The sequence below is a fragment of the Pseudomonas sp. YeP6b genome, assembly GCF_025642995.1.
Lineage (GTDB): Bacteria > Pseudomonadota > Gammaproteobacteria > Pseudomonadales > Pseudomonadaceae > Aquipseudomonas.
Genome location: NZ_CP080090.1, coordinates 2,347,659 through 2,367,424, shown reverse-complemented (window position 1 = coordinate 2,367,424; position 19,766 = coordinate 2,347,659). Strand labels below are relative to the sequence as shown.

The 19,766-nt window shown below is 61.0% G+C and carries 16 protein-coding genes, 4 tRNA genes and 1 pseudogene; 6 read left to right on the top strand and 15 right to left on the bottom strand.

Annotated elements, in window-relative coordinates; translation table 11 throughout:
- Positions 1 to 116: 116 nt before the first annotated feature.
- From KZH41_RS10720 to KZH41_RS10705, 4 genes are all read right to left on the bottom strand, one after another.
- Positions 117 to 192 (bottom strand) — tRNA-Gly (locus KZH41_RS10720).
- Positions 193 to 195: 3 nt separating this feature from the next.
- A tRNA-Glu gene (locus KZH41_RS10715) sits at positions 196 to 271 on the bottom strand.
- 105 nt (positions 272 to 376) lie between these two features.
- Positions 377 to 452 (bottom strand) — tRNA-Gly (locus tag KZH41_RS10710).
- A 3-nt stretch (positions 453 to 455) separates the two neighbouring features.
- Positions 456 to 531: transfer RNA gene (locus KZH41_RS10705), tRNA-Glu, on the bottom strand.
- A gap of 370 nt (positions 532 to 901) precedes the next feature.
- Here KZH41_RS10705 and KZH41_RS10700 point away from each other — a divergent pair.
- Entirely contained in the window at positions 902 to 1,660 is a 759-nt protein-coding gene (locus KZH41_RS10700) for a hypothetical protein (RefSeq protein WP_094952717.1), read from the top strand.
- A 335-nt stretch (positions 1,661 to 1,995) separates the two neighbouring features.
- Entirely contained in the window at positions 1,996 to 2,808 is an 813-nt protein-coding gene (locus tag KZH41_RS10695; protein ID WP_263274791.1) for an alpha/beta fold hydrolase, read from the top strand.
- A gap of 39 nt (positions 2,809 to 2,847) precedes the next feature.
- Here the strand turns inward: KZH41_RS10695 and KZH41_RS30445 are convergent, their stop codons facing one another.
- The 4 genes and pseudogenes from KZH41_RS30445 to KZH41_RS10680 form a co-directional block, all read right to left on the bottom strand.
- Positions 2,848 to 3,690: a methyl-accepting chemotaxis protein gene (locus KZH41_RS30445; RefSeq protein ID WP_371917707.1), complete on the bottom strand. Its 843-nt coding sequence runs from the start codon at positions 3,688 to 3,690 to the stop codon at positions 2,848 to 2,850.
- A gap of 18 nt (positions 3,691 to 3,708) precedes the next feature.
- Positions 3,709 to 3,933 (bottom strand): annotated as a pseudogene (locus KZH41_RS30440) (HAMP domain-containing protein); the annotation flags it as partial.
- A 996-nt stretch (positions 3,934 to 4,929) separates the two neighbouring features.
- Entirely contained in the window at positions 4,930 to 6,342 is a 1,413-nt protein-coding gene (locus KZH41_RS10685; RefSeq protein WP_094952714.1) for a PLP-dependent aminotransferase family protein, read from the bottom strand.
- 204 nt (positions 6,343 to 6,546) lie between these two features.
- The gene (locus tag KZH41_RS10680) at positions 6,547 to 7,308 is read right to left on the bottom strand and encodes an SDR family oxidoreductase (RefSeq protein ID WP_263274789.1); all 762 of its coding nucleotides are present in this window, start codon (positions 7,306 to 7,308) and stop codon (positions 6,547 to 6,549) included.
- A gap of 228 nt (positions 7,309 to 7,536) precedes the next feature.
- Between KZH41_RS10680 and KZH41_RS10675 the strand changes: the two genes are divergently transcribed.
- Complete coding sequence (locus KZH41_RS10675; RefSeq protein WP_263274788.1) at positions 7,537 to 8,544, top strand: NADP-dependent oxidoreductase; 1,008 nt, start codon at positions 7,537 to 7,539, stop codon at positions 8,542 to 8,544.
- A 580-nt stretch (positions 8,545 to 9,124) separates the two neighbouring features.
- Here KZH41_RS10675 and pyrF read toward each other — a convergent pair.
- The gene (gene pyrF, locus KZH41_RS10670; protein WP_094953668.1) at positions 9,125 to 9,823 is read right to left on the bottom strand and encodes an orotidine-5'-phosphate decarboxylase; all 699 of its coding nucleotides are present in this window, start codon (positions 9,821 to 9,823) and stop codon (positions 9,125 to 9,127) included.
- Between the two features lie 208 nt (positions 9,824 to 10,031).
- On the opposite strand from pyrF, the gene KZH41_RS10665 reads away from it, so the two are divergent.
- Together KZH41_RS10665 and KZH41_RS10660 are read left to right on the top strand one after the other, a co-directional pair.
- A complete protein-coding gene (locus tag KZH41_RS10665) occupies positions 10,032 to 10,847 on the top strand; it encodes a response regulator (RefSeq protein WP_371917717.1) in 816 nt (271 codons plus the stop codon).
- A complete protein-coding gene (locus tag KZH41_RS10660; RefSeq protein WP_094953669.1) occupies positions 10,847 to 11,881 on the top strand; it encodes a sensor histidine kinase in 1,035 nt (344 codons plus the stop codon). The genes KZH41_RS10665 and KZH41_RS10660 overlap by 1 nt, the downstream gene beginning before the upstream one ends.
- Here KZH41_RS10660 and KZH41_RS10655 read toward each other — a convergent pair.
- From KZH41_RS10655 to KZH41_RS10630, 6 genes are all read right to left on the bottom strand, one after another.
- Positions 11,878 to 12,939, bottom strand: coding sequence for an AI-2E family transporter (locus KZH41_RS10655; RefSeq protein WP_263274787.1), 1,062 nt, complete (start codon positions 12,937 to 12,939; stop codon positions 11,878 to 11,880). The genes KZH41_RS10660 and KZH41_RS10655 overlap by 4 nt on opposite strands.
- 72 nt (positions 12,940 to 13,011) lie before the next feature.
- The gene (locus KZH41_RS10650; protein WP_242155205.1) at positions 13,012 to 13,830 is read right to left on the bottom strand and encodes a DUF4892 domain-containing protein; all 819 of its coding nucleotides are present in this window, start codon (positions 13,828 to 13,830) and stop codon (positions 13,012 to 13,014) included.
- A 102-nt stretch (positions 13,831 to 13,932) separates the two neighbouring features.
- A complete protein-coding gene (locus KZH41_RS10645; protein ID WP_242155203.1) occupies positions 13,933 to 14,787 on the bottom strand; it encodes an alpha/beta hydrolase in 855 nt (284 codons plus the stop codon).
- Positions 14,784 to 15,587, bottom strand: a complete 804-nt coding sequence (locus KZH41_RS10640) for an alpha/beta fold hydrolase (protein WP_094953673.1) — start codon at positions 15,585 to 15,587, stop codon at positions 14,784 to 14,786. The genes KZH41_RS10645 and KZH41_RS10640 overlap by 4 nt, the downstream gene beginning before the upstream one ends.
- Positions 15,588 to 15,684: 97 nt before the next feature.
- Positions 15,685 to 16,128, bottom strand: coding sequence for a hotdog fold thioesterase (locus KZH41_RS10635; RefSeq protein WP_094953674.1), 444 nt, complete (start codon positions 16,126 to 16,128; stop codon positions 15,685 to 15,687).
- Between the two features lie 30 nt (positions 16,129 to 16,158).
- Positions 16,159 to 17,808 (bottom strand): AMP-binding protein, encoded by a 1,650-nt coding sequence (locus tag KZH41_RS10630; RefSeq protein WP_263274786.1) that lies wholly within the window; start codon positions 17,806 to 17,808, stop codon positions 16,159 to 16,161.
- A gap of 433 nt (positions 17,809 to 18,241) precedes the next feature.
- Here KZH41_RS10630 and KZH41_RS10625 point away from each other — a divergent pair, with 433 nt between their 5' ends.
- Positions 18,242 to 19,183, top strand: coding sequence for an IS110 family transposase (locus tag KZH41_RS10625; protein ID WP_263274766.1), 942 nt, complete (start codon positions 18,242 to 18,244; stop codon positions 19,181 to 19,183).
- Positions 19,184 to 19,766: the final 583 nt, after the last annotated feature.

Sequence of the window (19,766 nt, the reverse complement as noted above, 5' to 3'; positions counted from 1 at the left end):
GTCACGCCAGCCCTGCACGCTTCACAACCAACCTTGCACGCCTGATGCGCTTCGCGGATAAAAAAGCAGCACAAACAAAAACGCCGATCATTGCTGATCGGCGTTTTCGTTAAATATGGAGCGGGAAACGAGACTCGAACTCGCGACCCCGACCTTGGCAAGGTCGTGCTCTACCAACTGAGCTATTCCCGCAAATGGCGTCCCCTAGGGGACTCGAACCCCTGTTACCGCCGTGAAAGGGCGGTGTCCTAGGCCACTAGACGAAGGGGACACGCTACTGAAACACATGGTGTGTATTTCAGTGCCCAGAGGCCTCATCCGAAGACTTGACCCTGGTTTCACTCAATGCCACCCGAGGGCAACACTGCTTAAAAATTGGAGCGGGAAACGAGACTCGAACTCGCGACCCCGACCTTGGCAAGGTCGTGCTCTACCAACTGAGCTATTCCCGCATATGGCGTCCCCTAGGGGACTCGAACCCCTGTTACCGCCGTGAAAGGGCGGTGTCCTAGGCCACTAGACGAAGGGGACACACGTACAACATTCACTCCCTACCGCGTTTCGCTGTGTGCTTTACGCTGTAAGTGGCGCGCATTCTATGGATGGATTGAAAGGTCGTCAACCCCCAAGGATAAATTTATTTAAATCAATGACTTCGCCGTGCTTTCCAGGCCTTTGCGGGCAGTGTGCCTGTCCAGGCTTTGACGCCTATATTCTGGCGTCCGACAAGGCGCTATAGTTCGCCCCGGCAAATGGTGGCAATGTGCATCCATGCGCTAAATGCTTACCTATATAGAAGAAACTACCTGGGCAACTGGTCGAACAGCCCTATCCGCCGGATGGCACAGTCACTACACTCCACAGCAAACCCTATAAAGAGGTCACACCGGTGACACCACTCATGATCACCCTGCTGGTAATAGCCGGGATCGTAATACTGATCGCCATTGGCTACATGAACCACGTGGTGGAAAACAACAAACTGGAAAAGCAGCGTACCGTGATCGAGCTTAACGATCGGCTGCGTCGTTGCGGTGAAATCACCGAGACATTCCCCGGCCAGTTGATGACCCCGAAGCTCAAACTGTTGTTGACCCGCCTGGAACTCAACGTCAACCAGCGCCTGTTGAACCTCAACAAGTCCAGCGCGGCGCTCAAGGCGCGTATCGCTGAATTGAACGCACTGATCGGCCAAGGCGAATCGATTCCGGTAGCCAACCCACCCGCGCCGATCCAGACCGAAGCCAAGGCCAAGGACGTGCGTTTTCTGCTTGAAGCCCTGCACGGCCAAGTCACGCGTGCCGCCCAGGACGGTTTTCTGCCGACCAACGAAGCCAAGCACTGGATCAAGGAAATTCGCCATATTCTGGTGCTGCTGCACATCGAGTTCTTCAACAACCTCGGTCAGCACGCTCTGCAACAAGGCCAGCCTGGCCAGGCGCGCCTGGCATTCGAGCGCGGCGTACAGTACTTGCGCAAACAGCCGGAGCCGGTGCTCTACAGTGCGCAATTGCAACTGCTGGAAAGCCAACTGGTCCGCGCCAACTCCACGGTGCTGACCAACAACCAGCCGGCTGACGACGAAGTCAATGAATTGACCGAAGGCCTGAAAGCCGTCGACGCCGACGCCGAATGGAAAAAGAAAGCCATCTACGACTGATCAGATGGGCTGTGGCAGACCGGGCTTGTTGTAGAGTCCGGCTCGCTGAAGTAAACGGGCGTGTCGTGGCGAGCGGGCTGGCCCCGCGTTGGGCTGCGCAGCAGCCCTGAAACCTGTCACTGCGGTTTACCTGGAAAAACGCAGGTACCTTACGGGGGCCGCTTCGCGCCCCAACGCGGGGCAAGCCCGCTCGCCACAGAACGCCTGCTCGCCATCACTTATTCATTCGCTACAGACAAACGCCTTGCCACAACATGCCATCACTTTGCACCTATCCCCCCGCCCCCGACTAGCGTAAAAAAGTGGCCCTCACTCCGTGAAGTTAGAGGCCTGCTATGCCTGTTGCCGTGATTGATGGACAACCGCTGCACTATGTCGACCAGGGCACCGGCCCGGTCGTCCTGCTGGGTTCAAGTTACCTGTGGGACCGCGACATGTGGGCCCCGCAAATTGAAGCCCTGTCGCAACAGTACCGCGTAATCGTTCCCGAGCTGTGGGGCCACGGTGAGTCCGGCCCGCTGCCGGCGCAAACTCAGTCCCTGGATGACCTCGCGCGCCAAACCCTGGCGCTGCTGGATCAGCTCGACATCGCGCAAATCAACCTGGTCGGCCTGTCTGTTGGCGGCATGTGGGGCGCGCGGCTGGCGCTACTGGTACCGGAGCGCATCAACAGCCTGGTAATGATGGACACCTACCTTGGTGCCGAACCCGAGGCCACACGCCAGTACTACTTCTCGCTGTTCAAGATGATCGAAGACGCCGGCGCGATCCCTGCGCCGTTGCTGGATGTGATCGCACCGATCTTCTTCCGCCCGGGCATCGACCGCGAATCAGCGCTGTACCAAGGTTATCGCCAGGCGCTGCAAAACTTCCCCAAGGAACGCCTGTTGCACAGCATCGTGCCCTTGGGCCGCTTGATCTTCAGCCGCGCGAGCATTCTGGACCAACTGCCCCGCCTGGACGCCGACACCACCTGGGTGATGTGCGGCGAGCAGGACAAGCCTCGGCCCCCCGCCGAATCCCAGGAAATGGCCGAACTGATTGGCTGCAGCCTGACGCTGATTCCGGACGCGGGGCATATCGCCTCGCGGGAAAACCCAGACTTCGTCAATGAAGCGCTGTTGACCTTCCTCGCCAACCACGCCTGATCGCTCCCCTGCCCTTTGGTCGCGGCGGGCACGCTGCGATCAAAGGCGGAAGTGCCCGACCATGCCCTTGAGCTCCGCGCCCAATTGCGCCAGCTGGATACTCGAGGCGGCATTGCCCTGCATGCTCAACGCCGATTGATCGGCGCTCGCCCGAATACAGGTGACGCTGCGGTTGATTTCTTCGGCCACCGAGCTTTGCTCCTCGGCTGCCGCGGCAATCTGCTGGTTCATCTGCTGGATCAATGACACCGCGGCCGCGATGCTGCCCAACGCGCTCTCGGTTTCCAGCGCATCACTGACCGCCAGCTTCACCAGTTCGCCGCTCTGCTGGATCTGCTGCACCGACGACTGTGCCGCGCTGCGCAACGTACTCACGAGCCGCTCGATCTCCTCGGTCGATTGCTGCGTGCGCTTGGCCAGCGCCCGCACCTCATCGGCCACCACCGCAAACCCTCGACCTTGCTCGCCGGCGCGGGCGGCTTCGATCGCTGCGTTGAGGGCCAGCAAGTTGGTCTGTTCGGCCACGCTCTTGATCACGCTCAGCACGGTGCCGATGTTCTGGATTTCCGCGCTGAGGCTTTCGATACTGGCGCTGGCACTGCTGCTGGAGGTCGCGAGCAATTCAATCCGCTGCAGGCTCTGACGCACCACCTGCTGGCCGCTGTCGACCTTGTCATCGGCGGTCTGCGCGGCTTGCGCGGCCTCTTCGGCGTTGCGCGCCACGTCATGCACCGTGGCGGTCATCTGGTTCATCGCCGTGGCGACCTGCTCGGTCTCTTCCTTCTGGCTGCTGACTTCGACGTTGGTCTGCTCGGTGACGCTGGAGAGTGAATGCGCCGAACTCGCCAGTTGTTCGATGCCCGCCTGCAACCCGCTGACCATCTGGCTCAGGCCGCTGCCCATCTGTTGCATCGCCTGCATCAACTGGCCGATCTCATCACGGCGGCTGACTTCCATGCGCCCGCTCAGGTCACCGGCAGCAATCTGCTGGGCCACGGCGATCACACTGCGCAGCGGCGCCACGATCAGGCGTGTGATCACCCACGCCGCGATCAAACCCACCAACAGCGCCAAGGCTGACGAGCCGATGATCAGCAGCGCGCTTTTCTTCAATTGCGCCTGCATCGACTGGTCTTCAGCGTCATACGCCTGGTTGACCCGGCTGACCACTTGGTCGGCGCGGTCGTGCAATTGCTTGTAGACGACTTTTTCCTGGGCCAGCAGCCCGGTGTACTCGCCGAGTTTTTCGCTGAACGCGGCGATATGCCCGGACACTTCGTTGAGCACGGTCTGGTAACCCGCATCCTTGACCGAGGTTTTCAGCTGCTCGACCTGAGCCAAGGCCTGGTCGGCCTGCTCAATCTTGCCCTGCTCGGCGTTGTCTGCATCAGCCTTGCGACTCTGGTCCAGGCGTACCTGCGCTTCGTTCATCGCTTGCAACATCAACCGCGACACCTGGCCGACCTGCCCCGCCTGCTCGATAAACTCGGCGCCGTCCTTGCCCTGGCTTTCCTTGAGGCCATAGGCGCCATCGTCGGCCAGGCCCGCCTGCAGCACGTCAAGGTTATTGGCCACGCTGGACACCGACCAACTGGCCATTTCCAGGGCCAGGTCCTTGGTCTGGGTCAGCTCGACAAATTCATCGAACGCCTTGCGGTACGCGGCCAGCGCCTGCTCGACTTCGCTCATGACCGGCACATTGGTGGCAGATTGGGTTTTGAGGCTGGCGGCCAGGGCGGCCAAAGCGTCGACGCTCTCGTGCAGGGCCTCGACGGCCTTGGGGTCGGCGTGCAGCGCATAGTCCTGCTCAATCAGACGCACTTTCAGCAGGCCACTGTTAAGCGAAGACATCGCCTTGAGGCCCTCAAAACGCTGGCCAACGGTTTGCAGGGACCACACGCCAATGGCCGCCACCAACGCCGTCAGCAGCAGCACCAAGGTGAAGCCCAAGCCCAGTTTTTTCGCCATACCGAGGTTGGCGAAACGTCGTTGCACGGCCGAAATCATTGCAGTTGAATCCTCTTGCAATGGCGGATGCCATCAAGCCAGGTTTCCATGTTGCGAGATTCGCAACGACGGGCTACCTGCACAAGACGCTGACGCCACAATAATGGCAAAAAGCTACATGTTCGTCGTTTTCAGAATGGTCGAGGTCGATCTGGCAGGACCCATGGCACGGAACAACGCCAACGCCCGCTGATCAGCAGCATAGGCCACATTGATACGCAGCCAGTCACTGTGTTCGCCCTTGGGGCTGAACAGCGCGCCGGGCGACAACAAAATGCACAGCCGCCGCGCGCACGCCTGCAACCGGGAGCGGTCGCCCACGCCAGGCCGAGCCCACACAAACATGCCCCCGGCGGGCACGGCAAACACCTCCCACTCCTCGTCTTCCAGCACCTGCAAGGTCGCTGCCATCTGCGTGTTCAAGCGCTTACGCAGGCGCTGCACCCACTTGCGGTAGGTGCCGTTGGTCAACAGCGTGGTGACCACCGCTTCGGCAAACCGCGAGGTGCCGATGCCTGTCAGCGTCTTGAGCGTAGCCAGTTGCGTGATAATCGCCGCACTGGCGCTGAGATACCCCACCCGCAAGGCACTGCTGAGGGTTTTGGAAAAACTCGAAATATAGATCACCCGCCCCTCATGTGGCAGCGCGGACAGTCGTGTGCAACTGGCGTGCTGCAAATCGCCGTAGACGTCCTCTTCAACAATCAGGAAGTCTTCGCTGTGCGCCAACTCCAACAGGCGCTCGGCCACTCCGCGACACAAGCTGGTGCCGGTGGGGTTGTGATACAGGCAATTGATGAACAGGCACTTGGGCCGGTGGCTTTGCAGCAGCGTTTCCAGCACCCGGATGTCCGGGCCACCCACGGTACGCGGGACCTCCAGCAGCGTGACCCCGTGGCGCTCCAACTGACGATAGAGGTTGGCATAGCCCGGGGTCTCGACCACCACCGTGTCGCCAGACTTGAGTAGCGTGCGTATCAATAGGTCCTGAGCGTGGCTGGCGCCGTGGGTGGTGAGGATGCAATCAAGACGGGTGACCACCTTCCTCTGGGTCAGCCGTTTGAGCAGTTGCTCACGTAACGCCGGCAGCCCCAGCGGTGTGCTGTAGTTGAACAGGCCGGCGGTGTCGGTTCGGCTGATTTCGCGTATGGCGTAACAAATGTCATCGCTTTCACGCCAGGTGTCCGGCAACCAGCCGCAACCCAACTTCAACTCGCCCAACGGGCCATCCACATAGGCGCCCCAGCCGAGCTCCGCACCTTCATACCAGTGGCTTTCAACGCACAGCGGCGGCTGCGCCACCACATATCCCGAGCCCTGTTTTGACACCAACAGACCCTGAGCCACCATTCGCTCGAACGCCTCGATCACATTGGATTGGCTGAGCAGGTTGTCGAGGGCCAATTGCCGGATGGATGGCAAACGTGTGCCAGGGCTCGCCCCGCTCGTGCGAATCCATTGCGCCACCGCGCTGACGATTTGCTGCACCACCGGTACAAGGGCTTGTCGATCGATGCCTAAATCCATGAGCCACTCACTTCAACTGTCTGTTATTCAACCCCAAACAGTTAAGCACAGAAGCCTGGCCCCGCCGGTCGCAAACTTTTATTAAAGTATTGATTTTATTGAGTTATTTACCTGCTGATACACATTCTGACGAGGCCTTGTGCCAGCCATGGAAACGCCCCACAGCGCTCCCTACCCTTTTCGAATAAGGAGTGGCGTGGTGTCTTAGATCGCGGTTGCGCCCCCGTCCACTGCCAGCGCCTGGCCTGTGGTGAACGCGGCACCGTCGCTGCACAGGTACAGCACGGCGCTGGCGATTTCCTCGACCTTGCCAATGCGCCCGACCGGGTGCATGGCCGCGGCAAACTCGGCCTTGCGCGGGTCGGCTTCATAGGCACGGCGGAACATATCCGTGTCGATCACCGCCGGGCACACCGCATTCACACGGATTTTCTTCTTCGCGTACTCAATGGCCGCCGATTTGGTCAGGCCGATCACGGCGTGTTTGGACGCAGCATAAATGCTCATCTTCGGCGCCGCCCCCAACCCCGCCACCGAGGCGGTGTTGACGATCGCCCCGCCGCCCTGGGCCAGCAGCAGCGGCAACTGATACTTCATGCACAGCCACACACCTTTGACGTTAACCCCCATGATGGCGTCGAACTCATCCAGGCTGCCGTCGGCCAGCTTGCCCTTTTCGATCTCGATCCCAGCGTTGTTGAAGGCATAGTCCAGGCGACCATAGGCGGCAACCGTCTGTGCCATCAACTGCTGCACGTCCGCTTCCTGCGTGACATTGCAGCGTACAAACAGCGCCTCGCCCCCGGCCTGCAAGATCTGCGCAACCGTGCCCTCGCCGCCTGCCACGTCCAGGTCGGCAACCACTACTTTCAAGCCTTCTGCGGCGAACGCCAGCGCGGTGGCGCGGCCAATACCGGCGGCGCCGCCGGTTACCAGGGCGACCTGGCCGGAAAACGTCATGCTCATGGGGGATGTCCTATGCAAGAAATAGCCGTGGCGCGAGTCTAGCCAACGCCAGCACCGGTGCGTCAGCACTATCAGAAGGCCAGTGAGCGCTGCATGAATGGCAGTGATAAGGCGCCCCGCGCCACTATCAGCCAGGCCTATCGGCGGGCATTCGCGCCCCTCGCATAACCTTGCCCTCAGGCCATTGCAGGTCTATCACTTAAGGTCCATTTCCAACGAGTCCTTGCCATGACTGCCCAGACCAACCGCCAGTTCCTGCTTGCCAAACGCCCGGTCGGCGCGGCCACGCGGGAGACCTTCACCTACCAGGAAGTGCCGGTGGGCACGCCTGGAGAAGGGCAAGTGCTGGTACATAATGAATACCTGTCCCTGGACCCGGCGATGCGCGGTTGGATGAACGAGGGCAAATCCTATATTCCGCCCGTCGGCATTGGTGAAGTGATGCGTGCGCTGGGCGTGGGCAAGGTGATTGCCTCCAACACCCCGAAATTTGCGGTCGGCGACTATGTAAACGGTGCGCTGGGGGTGCAGGATTATTTCCTCGGCGAGCCACGTGGCTTCTATAAGGTCGACCCGACACTCGCACCGCTGCCGCGCTACCTGTCTGCCCTCGGCATGACCGGCATGACGGCTTACTTCGCCCTGCTCGACACCGGCGCGCCCAAGGCTGGCGAAACCGTAGTGATCTCTGGCGCCGCCGGCGCGGTGGGCAGCATTGCCGGGCAAATTGCCAAGATCAAAGGTTGCCGCGTGGTGGGCATTGCCGGCGGCGCCGACAAGTGCAAGTTCCTGGTGGATGAATTGGGCTTTGACGCGGCCATCGACTACAAAAGCGAAGACGTGCCTGCCGCCCTCAAGCGCGAATGCCCCAAAGGCGTGGACGTGTATTTCGATAACGTCGGCGGCGACATTCTCGACGCCGTGCTCAGCCGTCTCGCGTTGAAGGCGCGGGTAGTGATCTGCGGTGCGATCAGCCAGTACAACAATAAAGAAGCGGTGAAAGGCCCGGCCAATTACTTGTCATTGCTGGTCAATCGCGCGCGGATGGAGGGGTTTGTGGTGATGGACCACGCGGCGAACTTTGCCGCAGCCGGGCAGGAAATGGCCGGCTGGATGGCGCAGGGCAAGCTCAAGAGCAAGGAAGATATCGTCGAGGGTCTGGAGACGTTCCCGGAAACGTTGATGAAGCTGTTCAACGGCGAGAACTTTGGGAAGTTGGTGTTGAAGGTCAGCTGACACACCACAAGACCTAATGTGGGTACGGTCAATGTGGGAGCTGGCTTGCTCGCTCCCACAGTTGGATCTCGGTACATCAGACAGAGAGTGTGCTGCTGTGCTTTTGCCCTGCTTTTGCTTCAACCACTCAGGTCGGCTACTAGGCCGCCGTGCTCTTGCTGTTGATCTTGATCTGAGGCGCCCCGTTAAACCACGATGGCCGAACGCAGGCTTGAATCCGTGGGTAACCCGGCAGGACGCCGGGTTAGCCGCGATGGGCCAAGGATGGCCCATGGCGGCGGCCCACGGATTCAAGCCGGAGTGAGGGCATGCCGAGCCTAGGCGAGGCACCGAGTGGTGGGGCAAGAGCCCTTTTGGTTACTTTTGGGGCTCTTTTCCAAAAGTGACCCGCCGTAAGGGCGGAACCAATAGCCGCCGTTACCGCAGCAACGGATATGTACTCAATCTACCTAACCCCATCACAGGCTCAGCGCACCACAAAGTGTTGCGCAAATACCCATGCTGCGAACTGGGCGTTTCAGTTGCCATCACAGGCAAGCCAGCTCCCACACTTGACCGTGCCCACTTTCAATCACACTAATCAGGCGATCTCAGCAACCACTGCCGCCAACGCCTTCGCCGGATCCGCCGCCTGGCTGATCGGGCGACCGATAACCAAGTAATCCGAACCCGCGTCCAACGCCTGACGCGGCGTCAGAATGCGACGCTGATCGTCCTGCGCACTGCCCGCCGGGCGAATCCCCGGGGTCACCAGCTGCAACGACGGGTGCACGGCCTTCAGGGCCTGGGCTTCCAGCGCCGAACACACCAGACCATCAAGGCCAGCCTTCTGCGCCAAGGCCGCCAAGCGCAATACCTGCTCCTGAGGCTCGATATCCAAGCCGATGCCGGCCAAGTCTTCACGCTCCATGCTGGTCAGCACGGTCACACCAATCAGCAGCGGCTTCGGCCCGCTACGCTGTTCCAGCACCTCACGGCAGGCGCTCATCATGCGCAGGCCGCCGGAGCAGTGCACATTGACCATCCACACGCCCATTTCCGCAGCGGCTTTAACCGCCATCGCAGTGGTATTGGGGATGTCGTGGAATTTCAGGTCGAGGAATACTTCGAAACCTTTGTCACGCAGGGTGCCGACGATTTCGGCGGCGCAGCTGGTGAACAGTTCCTTGCCAACCTTGACCCGGCAAAGCGTGGGATCCAACTGGTCAGCTAGCTTCAGTGCGGCGTCACGAGTGGGGTAATCCAGGGCGACGATGATAGGAGTCTGGCAGACGGACATTGGAATAGGCTCTCAGGCAAGTCGAAATCGGCGCGGATTGTAGCGCAAGCGGCGCCGTTGCGGGATCCGATGATCGGTAAATACTGACCAACCGCGCTACGGCGACCATTTTAACCAAATGTGTCAAGGCTGATACATTCACGACATGCCCCCAACACGACCCGCCGCTAGCCTCGCGCACATGACCGCCCGCCCAGCACTTCCAGCCATGGAGCTGGGCGCCTATGCTGACAGCAACAACCAGGCAGATGATCGCACTATGCATACCCCTACCGTCTCTGTAAATGAAGAGCAAAACGGCGCGGTGATCGCCGAAGACAAGCGCTGGAGCACCCGTGCGCTGATCGTCGATGACGATGTACCGATTCGTGAATTGCTGATCGATTACCTGGCCCGCTTCAATATTCTCGCCATCGGCGTCACCGACGGCACCGCCATGCGCCAAGCCATGCAAGCCGAAACCTTTGATGTGGTGGTGCTCGACCTGATGTTGCCGGGCGAAGACGGCCTGTCGCTGTGCCGCTGGCTGCGCGGCGAATCGGACATCCCGATCCTGATGCTCACCGCGCGCTGCGAACCCACCGACCGCATCATCGGCCTGGAACTGGGCGCCGATGACTACATGTCCAAACCCTTCGAACCGCGCGAGCTGGTGGCCCGCATCCAGACCATCCTGCGCCGGGTGCGCGATGACCGCACCGAGCAACGCGCCAATATTCGCTTCGACAATTGGCGCCTCAACAGCGTACTGCGCCAACTGGTGGCCGACGACGGCCTGGTAGTGCCGCTGTCCAACGCCGAGTTTCGTTTATTGTGGGTGTTTATCGAACGACCACGCCGCGTGCTGAGCCGCGAACAGCTGCTGGACGCTGCACGTGGCCGCTCCATCGAGGCGTTTGATCGCAGCATCGACTTGCTGGTGTCGCGCCTGCGCCAAAAGCTGGGGGATGACCCCAAAGCTCCGCAACTGATCAAAACTGTGCGGGGCGAAGGCTATCTGTTCGACGCGCGGGATATCGGCTGATGCGTGCCACCTTCAATACGCTGTTTGGCAGGCTGTTCGGCGTATTGCTGGTGGCCATTGTGCTGGCCCACGTGCTGGCATTCTTCTGGTTTCACCACTACGGCCCGCCACCGCCGCCGCCCCAGGAAACCTTCGTCGAGCAGCCGGACGGCACGATGAAGCCGCTGCCCAAGCATCATCGCCCCTGGTTCGGCGGCCCCGTGGTGCCGCTGACCTTTCAGTTTATCTCGCTGATTATCGCGGCCTGGTACGGTGCCAAACTGCTGAGCCGGCCGATCCAGCGCCTGAGCGCGGCGGCCGAACGCTTGAGCCTCGACCTCGACAGCCCGCCGCTCAGCGAGTCCGGGCCTCGCGAGGCGCGGCAGGCGGCGTCGACGTTCAACCTGATGCAAAAACGCATTCGCGAGCAAGTCAGCCAACGCGCACGCATGCTCGGCGCGGTCTCCCATGACCTGCGCACGCCGCTGTCACGCCTCAAGCTGCGCCTGGAGCAGATCGAAGACACCAAGCTGCAAGGCCAGATGCGCCAGGACTTGGATGACATGATCGGCATGCTCGATTCCACCCTGAGCTACCTGCACGAACAACGCACCAGCGAAACCCGGCACTGGCTCGACGTGCAGGCGCTGGTCGAATCCCTCAGCGAAAACGCCCAGGACCAAGGCTGCGATGTGCAGTTCGCCGGCAATTGCGCGCCCTTGCAGGTGCAGCCGATGGCGTTGCGCTCATGCCTCAACAACCTGATCGACAACGCCTTGCGCTACGCCGGTACCGCGCGAATAGAACTGGCGGACAGCCGCGAGGCCCTGGTCATCCGAGTGATCGACCACGGCCCGGGGATTGCCACGGACAAACGTGAGGCGGTGTTCGAGCCATTCTTTCGCCTGGAAGGTTCACGCAACCGCAACTCGGGCGGCGTCGGCCTGGGCATGACGATTTCCAAGGAAGCGGTGGAACGCCTCGGCGGCCGCCTGAACCTGGAGGAAACCCCAGGCGGCGGCTTGACCGCCGTGATGTGGTTGCCGAGGGCTTAGAGGGGTTTGTCTTCGCGACGGGCCTGAGCCTGGGTTGCACTCCAATCCGTCAGCAGGCTGTAGGCCACCGCGAGTAAGGTCGGGCCGATAAACAGGCCGATAAACCCAAAGGCGATCAACCCGCCAAACACGCCCAACAGTACAATCACCAGCGGCAAGTTGCCGCCGCGGCTGATCAGGTACGGCTTGAGCACGTTGTCCACGCCGCTAATGATGAACGTGCCCCACACGCCGAGGAATACCGCGTGGCTGTAGTCGCCCTTCCATGCCAGCCAGGCCGTGGCCGGGATCCACACCAGCGGCGGGCCCATGGGGATCAGGCTGAGCAGGAAGGTGACGATGCCCAGCACCAGCGCGCCCGGCACTCCGGCGATCAGGAAACCGATCAGCGCCAGCAGCGCCTGGGCCGCAGCCGTACCGATCACGCCGTTAACCACGCGTTGCACGGTGCCGGCCACCAATTCGATGTAGTAGCCAGCACGGTCGCCGATCAGGCGTTCCAGCAAGCGATGCACAAAGGTCGCCAGGCGCGGCCCGTCCCGGTAGAAGAAAAACACGAACACCAGGCTCAGGGTCAGTTCGAGAATACCGCCGCCGATCTGCGCACTGCGCGCCAGCAGCCAATTACCGACCTGCCCCAGGTACGGCTTGATGCTGACCATCAGCGCCGCGCCCTGTTGGTCGATGCTGTCCCAAGTAGCCACCAGGCGCTCACCAACAAACGGGATCGACCCCAACCAGGTGGGCGCGGCAGGCAGGCCGTCGACCTGGATATCCTTGATCAGGCCCACGGCGTCGCGCACATGGTCGGCCAAGTTGAAGCCCAGCCACACCAGCGGCACCGCCACCAGCAACATCCAGCCCAAGGTCAGAATGCCCGCCGCCAAGGATTCCCGGCCACCCAACCAGCGGGTCAGTAAACGCATCAGCGGCCAACTGGGAAACGCCAGCACCGCCCCCCAGAACAGCGCCGACCAGAACGGCGCCATGACCCAGAAGCTGGCACCAAACAGCACCAGCAGCAGGATTTGCACCAGTAGGCGATCGTTATTGAGCATCGGGTATCTCGAGAAGAAGGCTGTAGGAAGAGAGCTTAGGCGAACGGCGCGGGTCCGTTCGCCCTGTAACGGTCAGCGTATCAGATGCAGGTGCAAACCCTTAGCGTCACCGGTGCCGGTTTCCAGGCGCGCGGCGCGCACACCGCTGTCGATCAGGCCCTGGCGCCAGGCTTCGGCGCTCGCCCCGGTCAAACTGATGCGCAAGGTAGCGTCGAGGTTCAGGCCACGGGAAATAAGGGTCAGCCAGGTGGCGTCAGGTTCGGCGCCGAGTGCCGGGAAGTCCAGTTCACCCGTGCTTTTCAACTCACGCAGCAGGGTGGCCGAGGTGGGCAGCACGTCTCCCAGCGGCGCACTGGCGTCGAGTTGTTCAACATGCAGATAGGCGCGACGGTTGCCGCGCGTGATGCCGTACAGCGCTACCAGAGAGTTATCCTGGGGGGCCGCGAGGCGTAACAGCAGGTATTCCTGCTGACCATCGGCGCCGACCAGCTTGGCGTTGCCGAACACTTCATTGGCCCACAGGCTGCTTTCACCGCAATCACGGGCCTGGCACCAGAACAATAACTGCGCGCCTTTGGCCTGCAACGCTTCGCGGGTCGCGGTAAACGCGGCGCTAGAGGTGTGCTCGGCGGGCAGTTCATAGGTAATGGCGGTGGCTTGGCCGCGCGCCGTGGCCTGGCCTTCGTAGCGCAGTTGGCCGCTGATTTTGCGGATCGCGCCCATCGGGTAGATGCGTTCCTTTTCTTCGGCAGGGCGGTAATCGACGATTTGCGCATCGACCTGGCGGGACACGGCCGGTAAATCCTGGCTTCCCGGCACGTCGGCGGCGAACACCAAGGGGCTGAAACAGCACAGCCCGAGGGCACGGATACATCCTTTACGCAGGCTCATCGCAGGGTTGAGCCATGGCCATTAGAGGTCGCAGCAGTGTTCATATCGTACATGGTTGACTCCCTTTCAATCCGCCCAGCCTCGGCAGTTGCCCACGCCAAGTCAAGGCGCGTGGAAGAACCGATTGAAACAGTCTGCAACAAGGATCGCGCCGGGCTCATCATTAAGGTGTAAATGATGGCCGCCCGGCAGTGTGTCCACCGTAAAAGGTAGCTGGGAAAGCAATTCGGAATGTTTCACCAGCATGCCGTCAGCCGCGACCACCAATTGTGTAGGGCAACCCACACGCCGCACGAAAGCCATCGCCTGTTCATCGGTCAGGCGCATCGGCGATGCCAAGGTCAGGCGACTGTCCGTACGCCAAGTGTAGCCACCCGGCACCGGCATCAAGCCGCGCTGGGCCAGCAGTTCAGCGGCTTCGCGGCTGACCGCCACCACGCCTTTCATGCGCGCTTCAACCGCCCGATCCAGCGTGTGGTAGACCGGTTTGCGCTTGTCCTGCAGGCTCAACTGCGCCTGCAACGCCATGCCCAGCCGCTCGGCGGCGTTCTCGCCTGGGGCGGTCGGCGGGATCACACCGTCGATCAACCCCAGGTGCGTGACCCGTTCCGGTAAGGCACCGGCCAGTACCATGGAAACGATGGCGCCGAGGGAATGGCCAAGTAATGCAAAACGTTTCCAACCCAGTTGTTCGGCGACTTGCAGCACATCAAAGACGTAATCCCAGAGGGAATAACCGGCGCCTACGGGGCGATGCGCCGAATGCCCATGGCCGGCCATGTCCAGCGCAACGATGCGCAAACCGCGCAGTTTCGGCGCCAACCGCGCAAAGCTGTTGGCGTTGTCCAGCCAGCCATGCAGGGCGATCACCGGCAGACCGTCTTCGGGGCCAAACAGATGCGCCGCCAACTCGATATGCGGCAGGCTCAGGCGAACCTCTTCGACCGGTGTGCTCATGCGCAACGGCGCTCGCGCGCTTCCCAGCGCGAGAACAGGTTCTTGATCAACGTCGCGGTGTCCTGAGGGCGCTCAAGCGGGAACATATGGCCGCCAGGCATGGTGAGCATCTCGCCCATGGGCAGGCGGTCGACGCCGCTGGCATGGTGACGCATCACCACCCGACTTTGACGGCCACGGACGACAGCCAGCGGCACCTTCAACTGGCGAACCTGGCCCGGGCTAGTGTGGGGCACGCCCCGGTAGATGCTGATTTCGGTGGCCGGATCAAAGCGCAGGCGCAGGCGATCACCCACCTGCTGCAGGCCATGTTGCAGGTAAGCATCAAAGCATTCCGGGTCGAAGCCGCGAAACAGCGTCTTGCCGGCGAAGTAACTGCGCGCGGCATCCAGGTCGGTGAACTCTTCACGGCGGCCCAAGGTGCGCCCGGCCGGGGTCAGGCGGTCGATAAAACCGAAGCGCTTGGCGGCACGGATAACCCAGCGATCGGCGCGGGTCAGCACCGGCGAATCGAGCATCACCACACCCCGGTACAACTGCGGGCAGCGCATGGCCGCGTGCAAATGCAATACGCCACCCAGGGAATGGCCCACGCCCCACACCGGTTCCGGCTGCAGTTCCAGATGGTGGATCAGCTCGTCCACCAGGTTCTGCCAGTTGTCGTCCACCGGAAACCTGGGGTCGTGACCGTGCTGCGGCAGGTGAGCCACTGCATATTCGGGGGCCAGGGCGGCAAACAACTTGCCGTAGGTGGCCGAAGGGAAGCCATTGGCGTGAGCGAAAAACACATGCTGCGACATACCGGACTCATCTACAAAAACAGAAGTTGATTGTCACCATGCCCGGCGGTTACAGCAATGACTGTAACCGCCAGGAATGATGACACTCACGCCACGCCTATCGCGCCGGCGGGTTCTCGCCCAAAGGCACCACGGCCATGGTCAGGCGCGATACGCAGCTGGCTTTGCCATCGTCGCTGGTCAAGCGAATGTCCCACACCTGGGTCGTGCGGCCGATATGGATCGCCCGCGCCACCGCCGTGACCCGCCCGCTGCGCACACCGCGCAGGTGGTTGGCGTTGACCTCCAGGCCCACGCAATAGAACTTGCTGGCATCAATACACAGGTAAGCGGCCATGGAGCCGACGCTCTCGGCCAGCACCACCGACGCGCCGCCGTGCAGCAGGCCGTAGGGTTGATGGGTGCGATGGTCGACCACCATGCTGGCGGTCAGGGATTGGTCGTCGAAGCTTTCGAAACGGATATCCAGCAGCTCACCAATGGTGTTTTTCTGGATCGCGTTGAGTTGCTCGATATTCGGTTGGGTGCGCCACAGGCTCATGCGATTGTCCTTGTTAGTTTTATTACGGCCCTAATCCTGCCACAGAATGGATTCGCTGCGCGCGCTCCAACGCTGGAATTGGGCACCGTAGGTCGACTCGATCACCGTGCGTTTGATCTTCAGGGTCGGCGTCAGAAAGCCGTTTTCCACCGCCCAACTGTCTTTTACCACCACCAGTTGGCGCAAGCGCTCATGCTTATCCAGCGCCTGGTTGACCTGTTCCAGCCAGCGTTCGAGGCTGCTGCGCAACGCGTGTCGGTCTTGAGGCCCGGCGGATAAAACGCACAAGCCGATCGGCGCACTCAGGCCATCGCCGACCACGCATACTTGCTCGATGCGTGCATGTTCGGCCAGGCGATTTTCAATCGGCGCCGGGGCCACGTATTTGCCCTTGCTGGTCTTGAAGATTTCCTTGAGCCGTCCGGTCAGGCGCAGGCGGCCGTCGGCATCCTGCTCGCCCTTGTCGCCGGTGCGCAGGAAACCATCGTCGGTGAGGGTTTCGGCGGTTTTCTGCGGGTCTTTGAAGTAACCGAGCATGGTCGCGCCGCTGCGCACTTGCACTTCACCCGATGCGTCGATGCGCACTTCAACCCCAGGGCACGGCAGGCCGATCCAGCCGAGCGTCTGCTGGCCGGGGCGACAGACGTGGGAATAGCCGCAGCTTTCGGTCATGCCGTACACCTCCAGCACGTCCAGCCCCAGGCGCTGATACCAGCGCAGCAAGGCCTCGGGCACAGGCGCCGCACCGGACAGCGCAATGCGCAGCGCATCCAGCCCCAAACCCGCGAGGACTTTATGGCCGACGCGTTTGCCGATAAACGGCAGGCCCAACAGGGTGTCGAGGCGCTTTTGCGGGATCTTGCTGTAGACGCCCATCTGGAACTTGGTCCAGATTCGCGGCACGCCGAACAGCGCCGTCGGTCTCGCCCTCTGCAAATCGGTTAGAAAGGTGTCGAGGCTCTCGGCAAAAAACACGGTTTGCCCAGTGTAGATCGACGCCAGCTCCACAAACATCCGCTCCGCCACATGGCACAGCGGCAGGTAAGACAGCAGGCGGTCGCCCTCCCCCAGGCCAAACAACTCAGTGCCACGGGTGGCAGCAAAGCCCAAGGCGCCGAAGGTTTGCATCACGCCTTTGGGCAAGCCGGTGGTGCCGGAGGTATAGACGATGGTGGCCAGGCTGGAGGCGGCAGGTTCGGGGCTGTCCTGGATCGGCGAGCAGGCTTGCAGATCGGCCCAGCGGTAATCGAAGTCACCGGCCGGGCACAGCGGCAGGCTGATGGTCGGCAACCCGTTCGGGATACCCGGCGCCATGTCCGGCCAGTCATCCAGCTTGCCGATCAGCGCCAGCGCCGCCTCGGAATGGGTCAGCACATGGGCGACGGAGTCGGCGGTGAGGTTGGGGTAGAGCGGCACCGACACATGCCCGGCCATCCAGATCGCCAGGTCTGCGATGATCCAATGCGCGCAGTTTTTCGAGATCAGCGCAATGTGTGAGCCTGCCGGCAGCTCACGGGCACGCAGCCACTGCGCGGCGCAGCGGGCCTGGTGGCCGACCTCGCCCCAGGTGAGGGTCTGCACTTCGCCGCCGCCGGTGGGCTGCACCAGAAAGGGCTTGCGCGGGTGTCGCGCTTCACGTTCGAAGAAGACCTGCAACGGCAAACGAAAAGCGACAGGCATGGGACGCGCTCCTTTGTGATCCGATGATAGCCAACCAAGCACTTGCTTGGTTGACTATATAGCACACACGAAGCGGCGATCTATCCTATGGGGTAGGTATCTTTTTACAGGTTGAGTGATGGGGTTGTTTTGGGGTCGCTGGGGGCATATCCGTTATTTGGGTAACGACTGCTATTGGTTCCGCTCTTACAGCGGGTCACTTTTGGAAAAGAGCCCCAAAAGTAACCAAAAGGGCTCTTGCCCCACCACTCGGCACCTCGCCTAGGCTCGGTGTGCCCTTGTAAGATGATTTTCATCTGCTTCAGACCGTTATGCCCTCGGATTTCGAGATCGTGAGTGAGCGTGGGTCGAAGCAGATTCCTTCCTAAACTAGTCCGAACGGTTGCCAGGGCGCGAAGCCCGATTCTGCAAGGTTGGACGTGAGGAAAACACCATGGACCATGACTCTGCGTTTGTCGGAATTGATGTTTCCAAAAACAAGCTCGACTCATTTGTCAGCACCACTGGCCAAGTCGAACAGTTTTTCAATACTCAAGAAGGTATCCAGCGTTTAGCTAAACATCTCAAGGCTCAGGAGCCGGTTTTGGTGGTGTTGGAAGCAACTGGGGGGTATGAGCGGCTTGCGGCTGCGGAGCTTTGCGCTGCGGGACTGCCAGTCGTTGTCGTCAACCCCCGCCAGGTGCGTGATTTCGCCAAAGCTACCGGTCGGTTGGCTAAAACCGATGCTCTGGATGCCCAGGTGATTGCGGAGTTTGCCCAGGCGGTCAAACCCGAGATTCGAGAGATGCCAGATGAACACACTCGTGAGCTGGCAGATCTACTCACTCGACGCCGCCAACTCATCGACATGATCGTGGCGGAGGAGTCTCGGCTGAAGCAGGCGGTATTCAAGGCACTTCGAAGAGACATCAAGGCACATATCACCTGGCTTCAAAAGCGGCTTAAAAGCACAGACGATGACTTGCACGAAGCCATCAAGGCTTCCCCGGTCTGGAAGGCCAATTATGATTTGCTACGCGAGGTCGCTGGTGTTGGCAACGTGCTCGCACTTTCGCTGCTGGCGATGGTTCCGGAGCTGGGCAAGGTTAATCGCAAACAAGTGGCTGCCTTGGTTGGTGTGGCGCCTTTTAACTGCGATAGCGGCCTCTACAAAGGGCGTAGACGGATATGGGGTGGTCGAGCTGAGGTTCGAAGTGTGCTTTACATGGCCGTCTTGTCCTCGAAGAGCCATAACCCGGTGATCGAGAGGTTCTACAACCATCTGCTTGCTGCAGGAAAGACGAAGAAAGTAGCGCTGGTTGCATGCATGAGAAAGCTGCTGACGATCTTGAATGCGATGGTGCGCGATCAAAAGCATTTCGCTGAAATGGCTTGAATTTCGACACGGTTGCTCACTCCGGCTTTGGACCGTGGGCCGCCGCCATGGGCCATCCTTGGCCCATCGCGGCTAAACCGGCGTCCTGCCGGTTTACCCCCGCTCCAAAGCCTGCGTTCGGCCATCGTGGTTTAACGGGGCGCCTAAGATCAAGATCAAGATCAAAAGCAAGAGCACGGCGGCCTAGTAGCCGACCTGAGTGGTTAGATCAAAAGCAAAACCGAGGCGGCCTGACAGCCGACCTGATCTTGATGGCTGAACTCAATCTAATGTGGGAGCTGGCTTGCCTGCGATGCAGACACCTCGGTCCATCAAGTACACCGAGTTGATGCCATCGCAGGCAAGCCCGCTCCCACATTGGGATCTCAGTACATCAGCTAGAAAGGGTGGTGCTTTGCTTCTGCTTCTGCTTCTGCTTCTGCCCTGCTTTTGCTTCTACCACTCAGGTCGGCTACTAGGCCGCCGTGCTCTTGCTTTTGATCTTGATCTTGATCTTGATCTGAGGCGCCCCGTTAAACCACGCTGGCCGAACGCAGGCTTGAATCCGTGGGTAACCCGGCAGGACGCCGGGTTAGCCGCGATG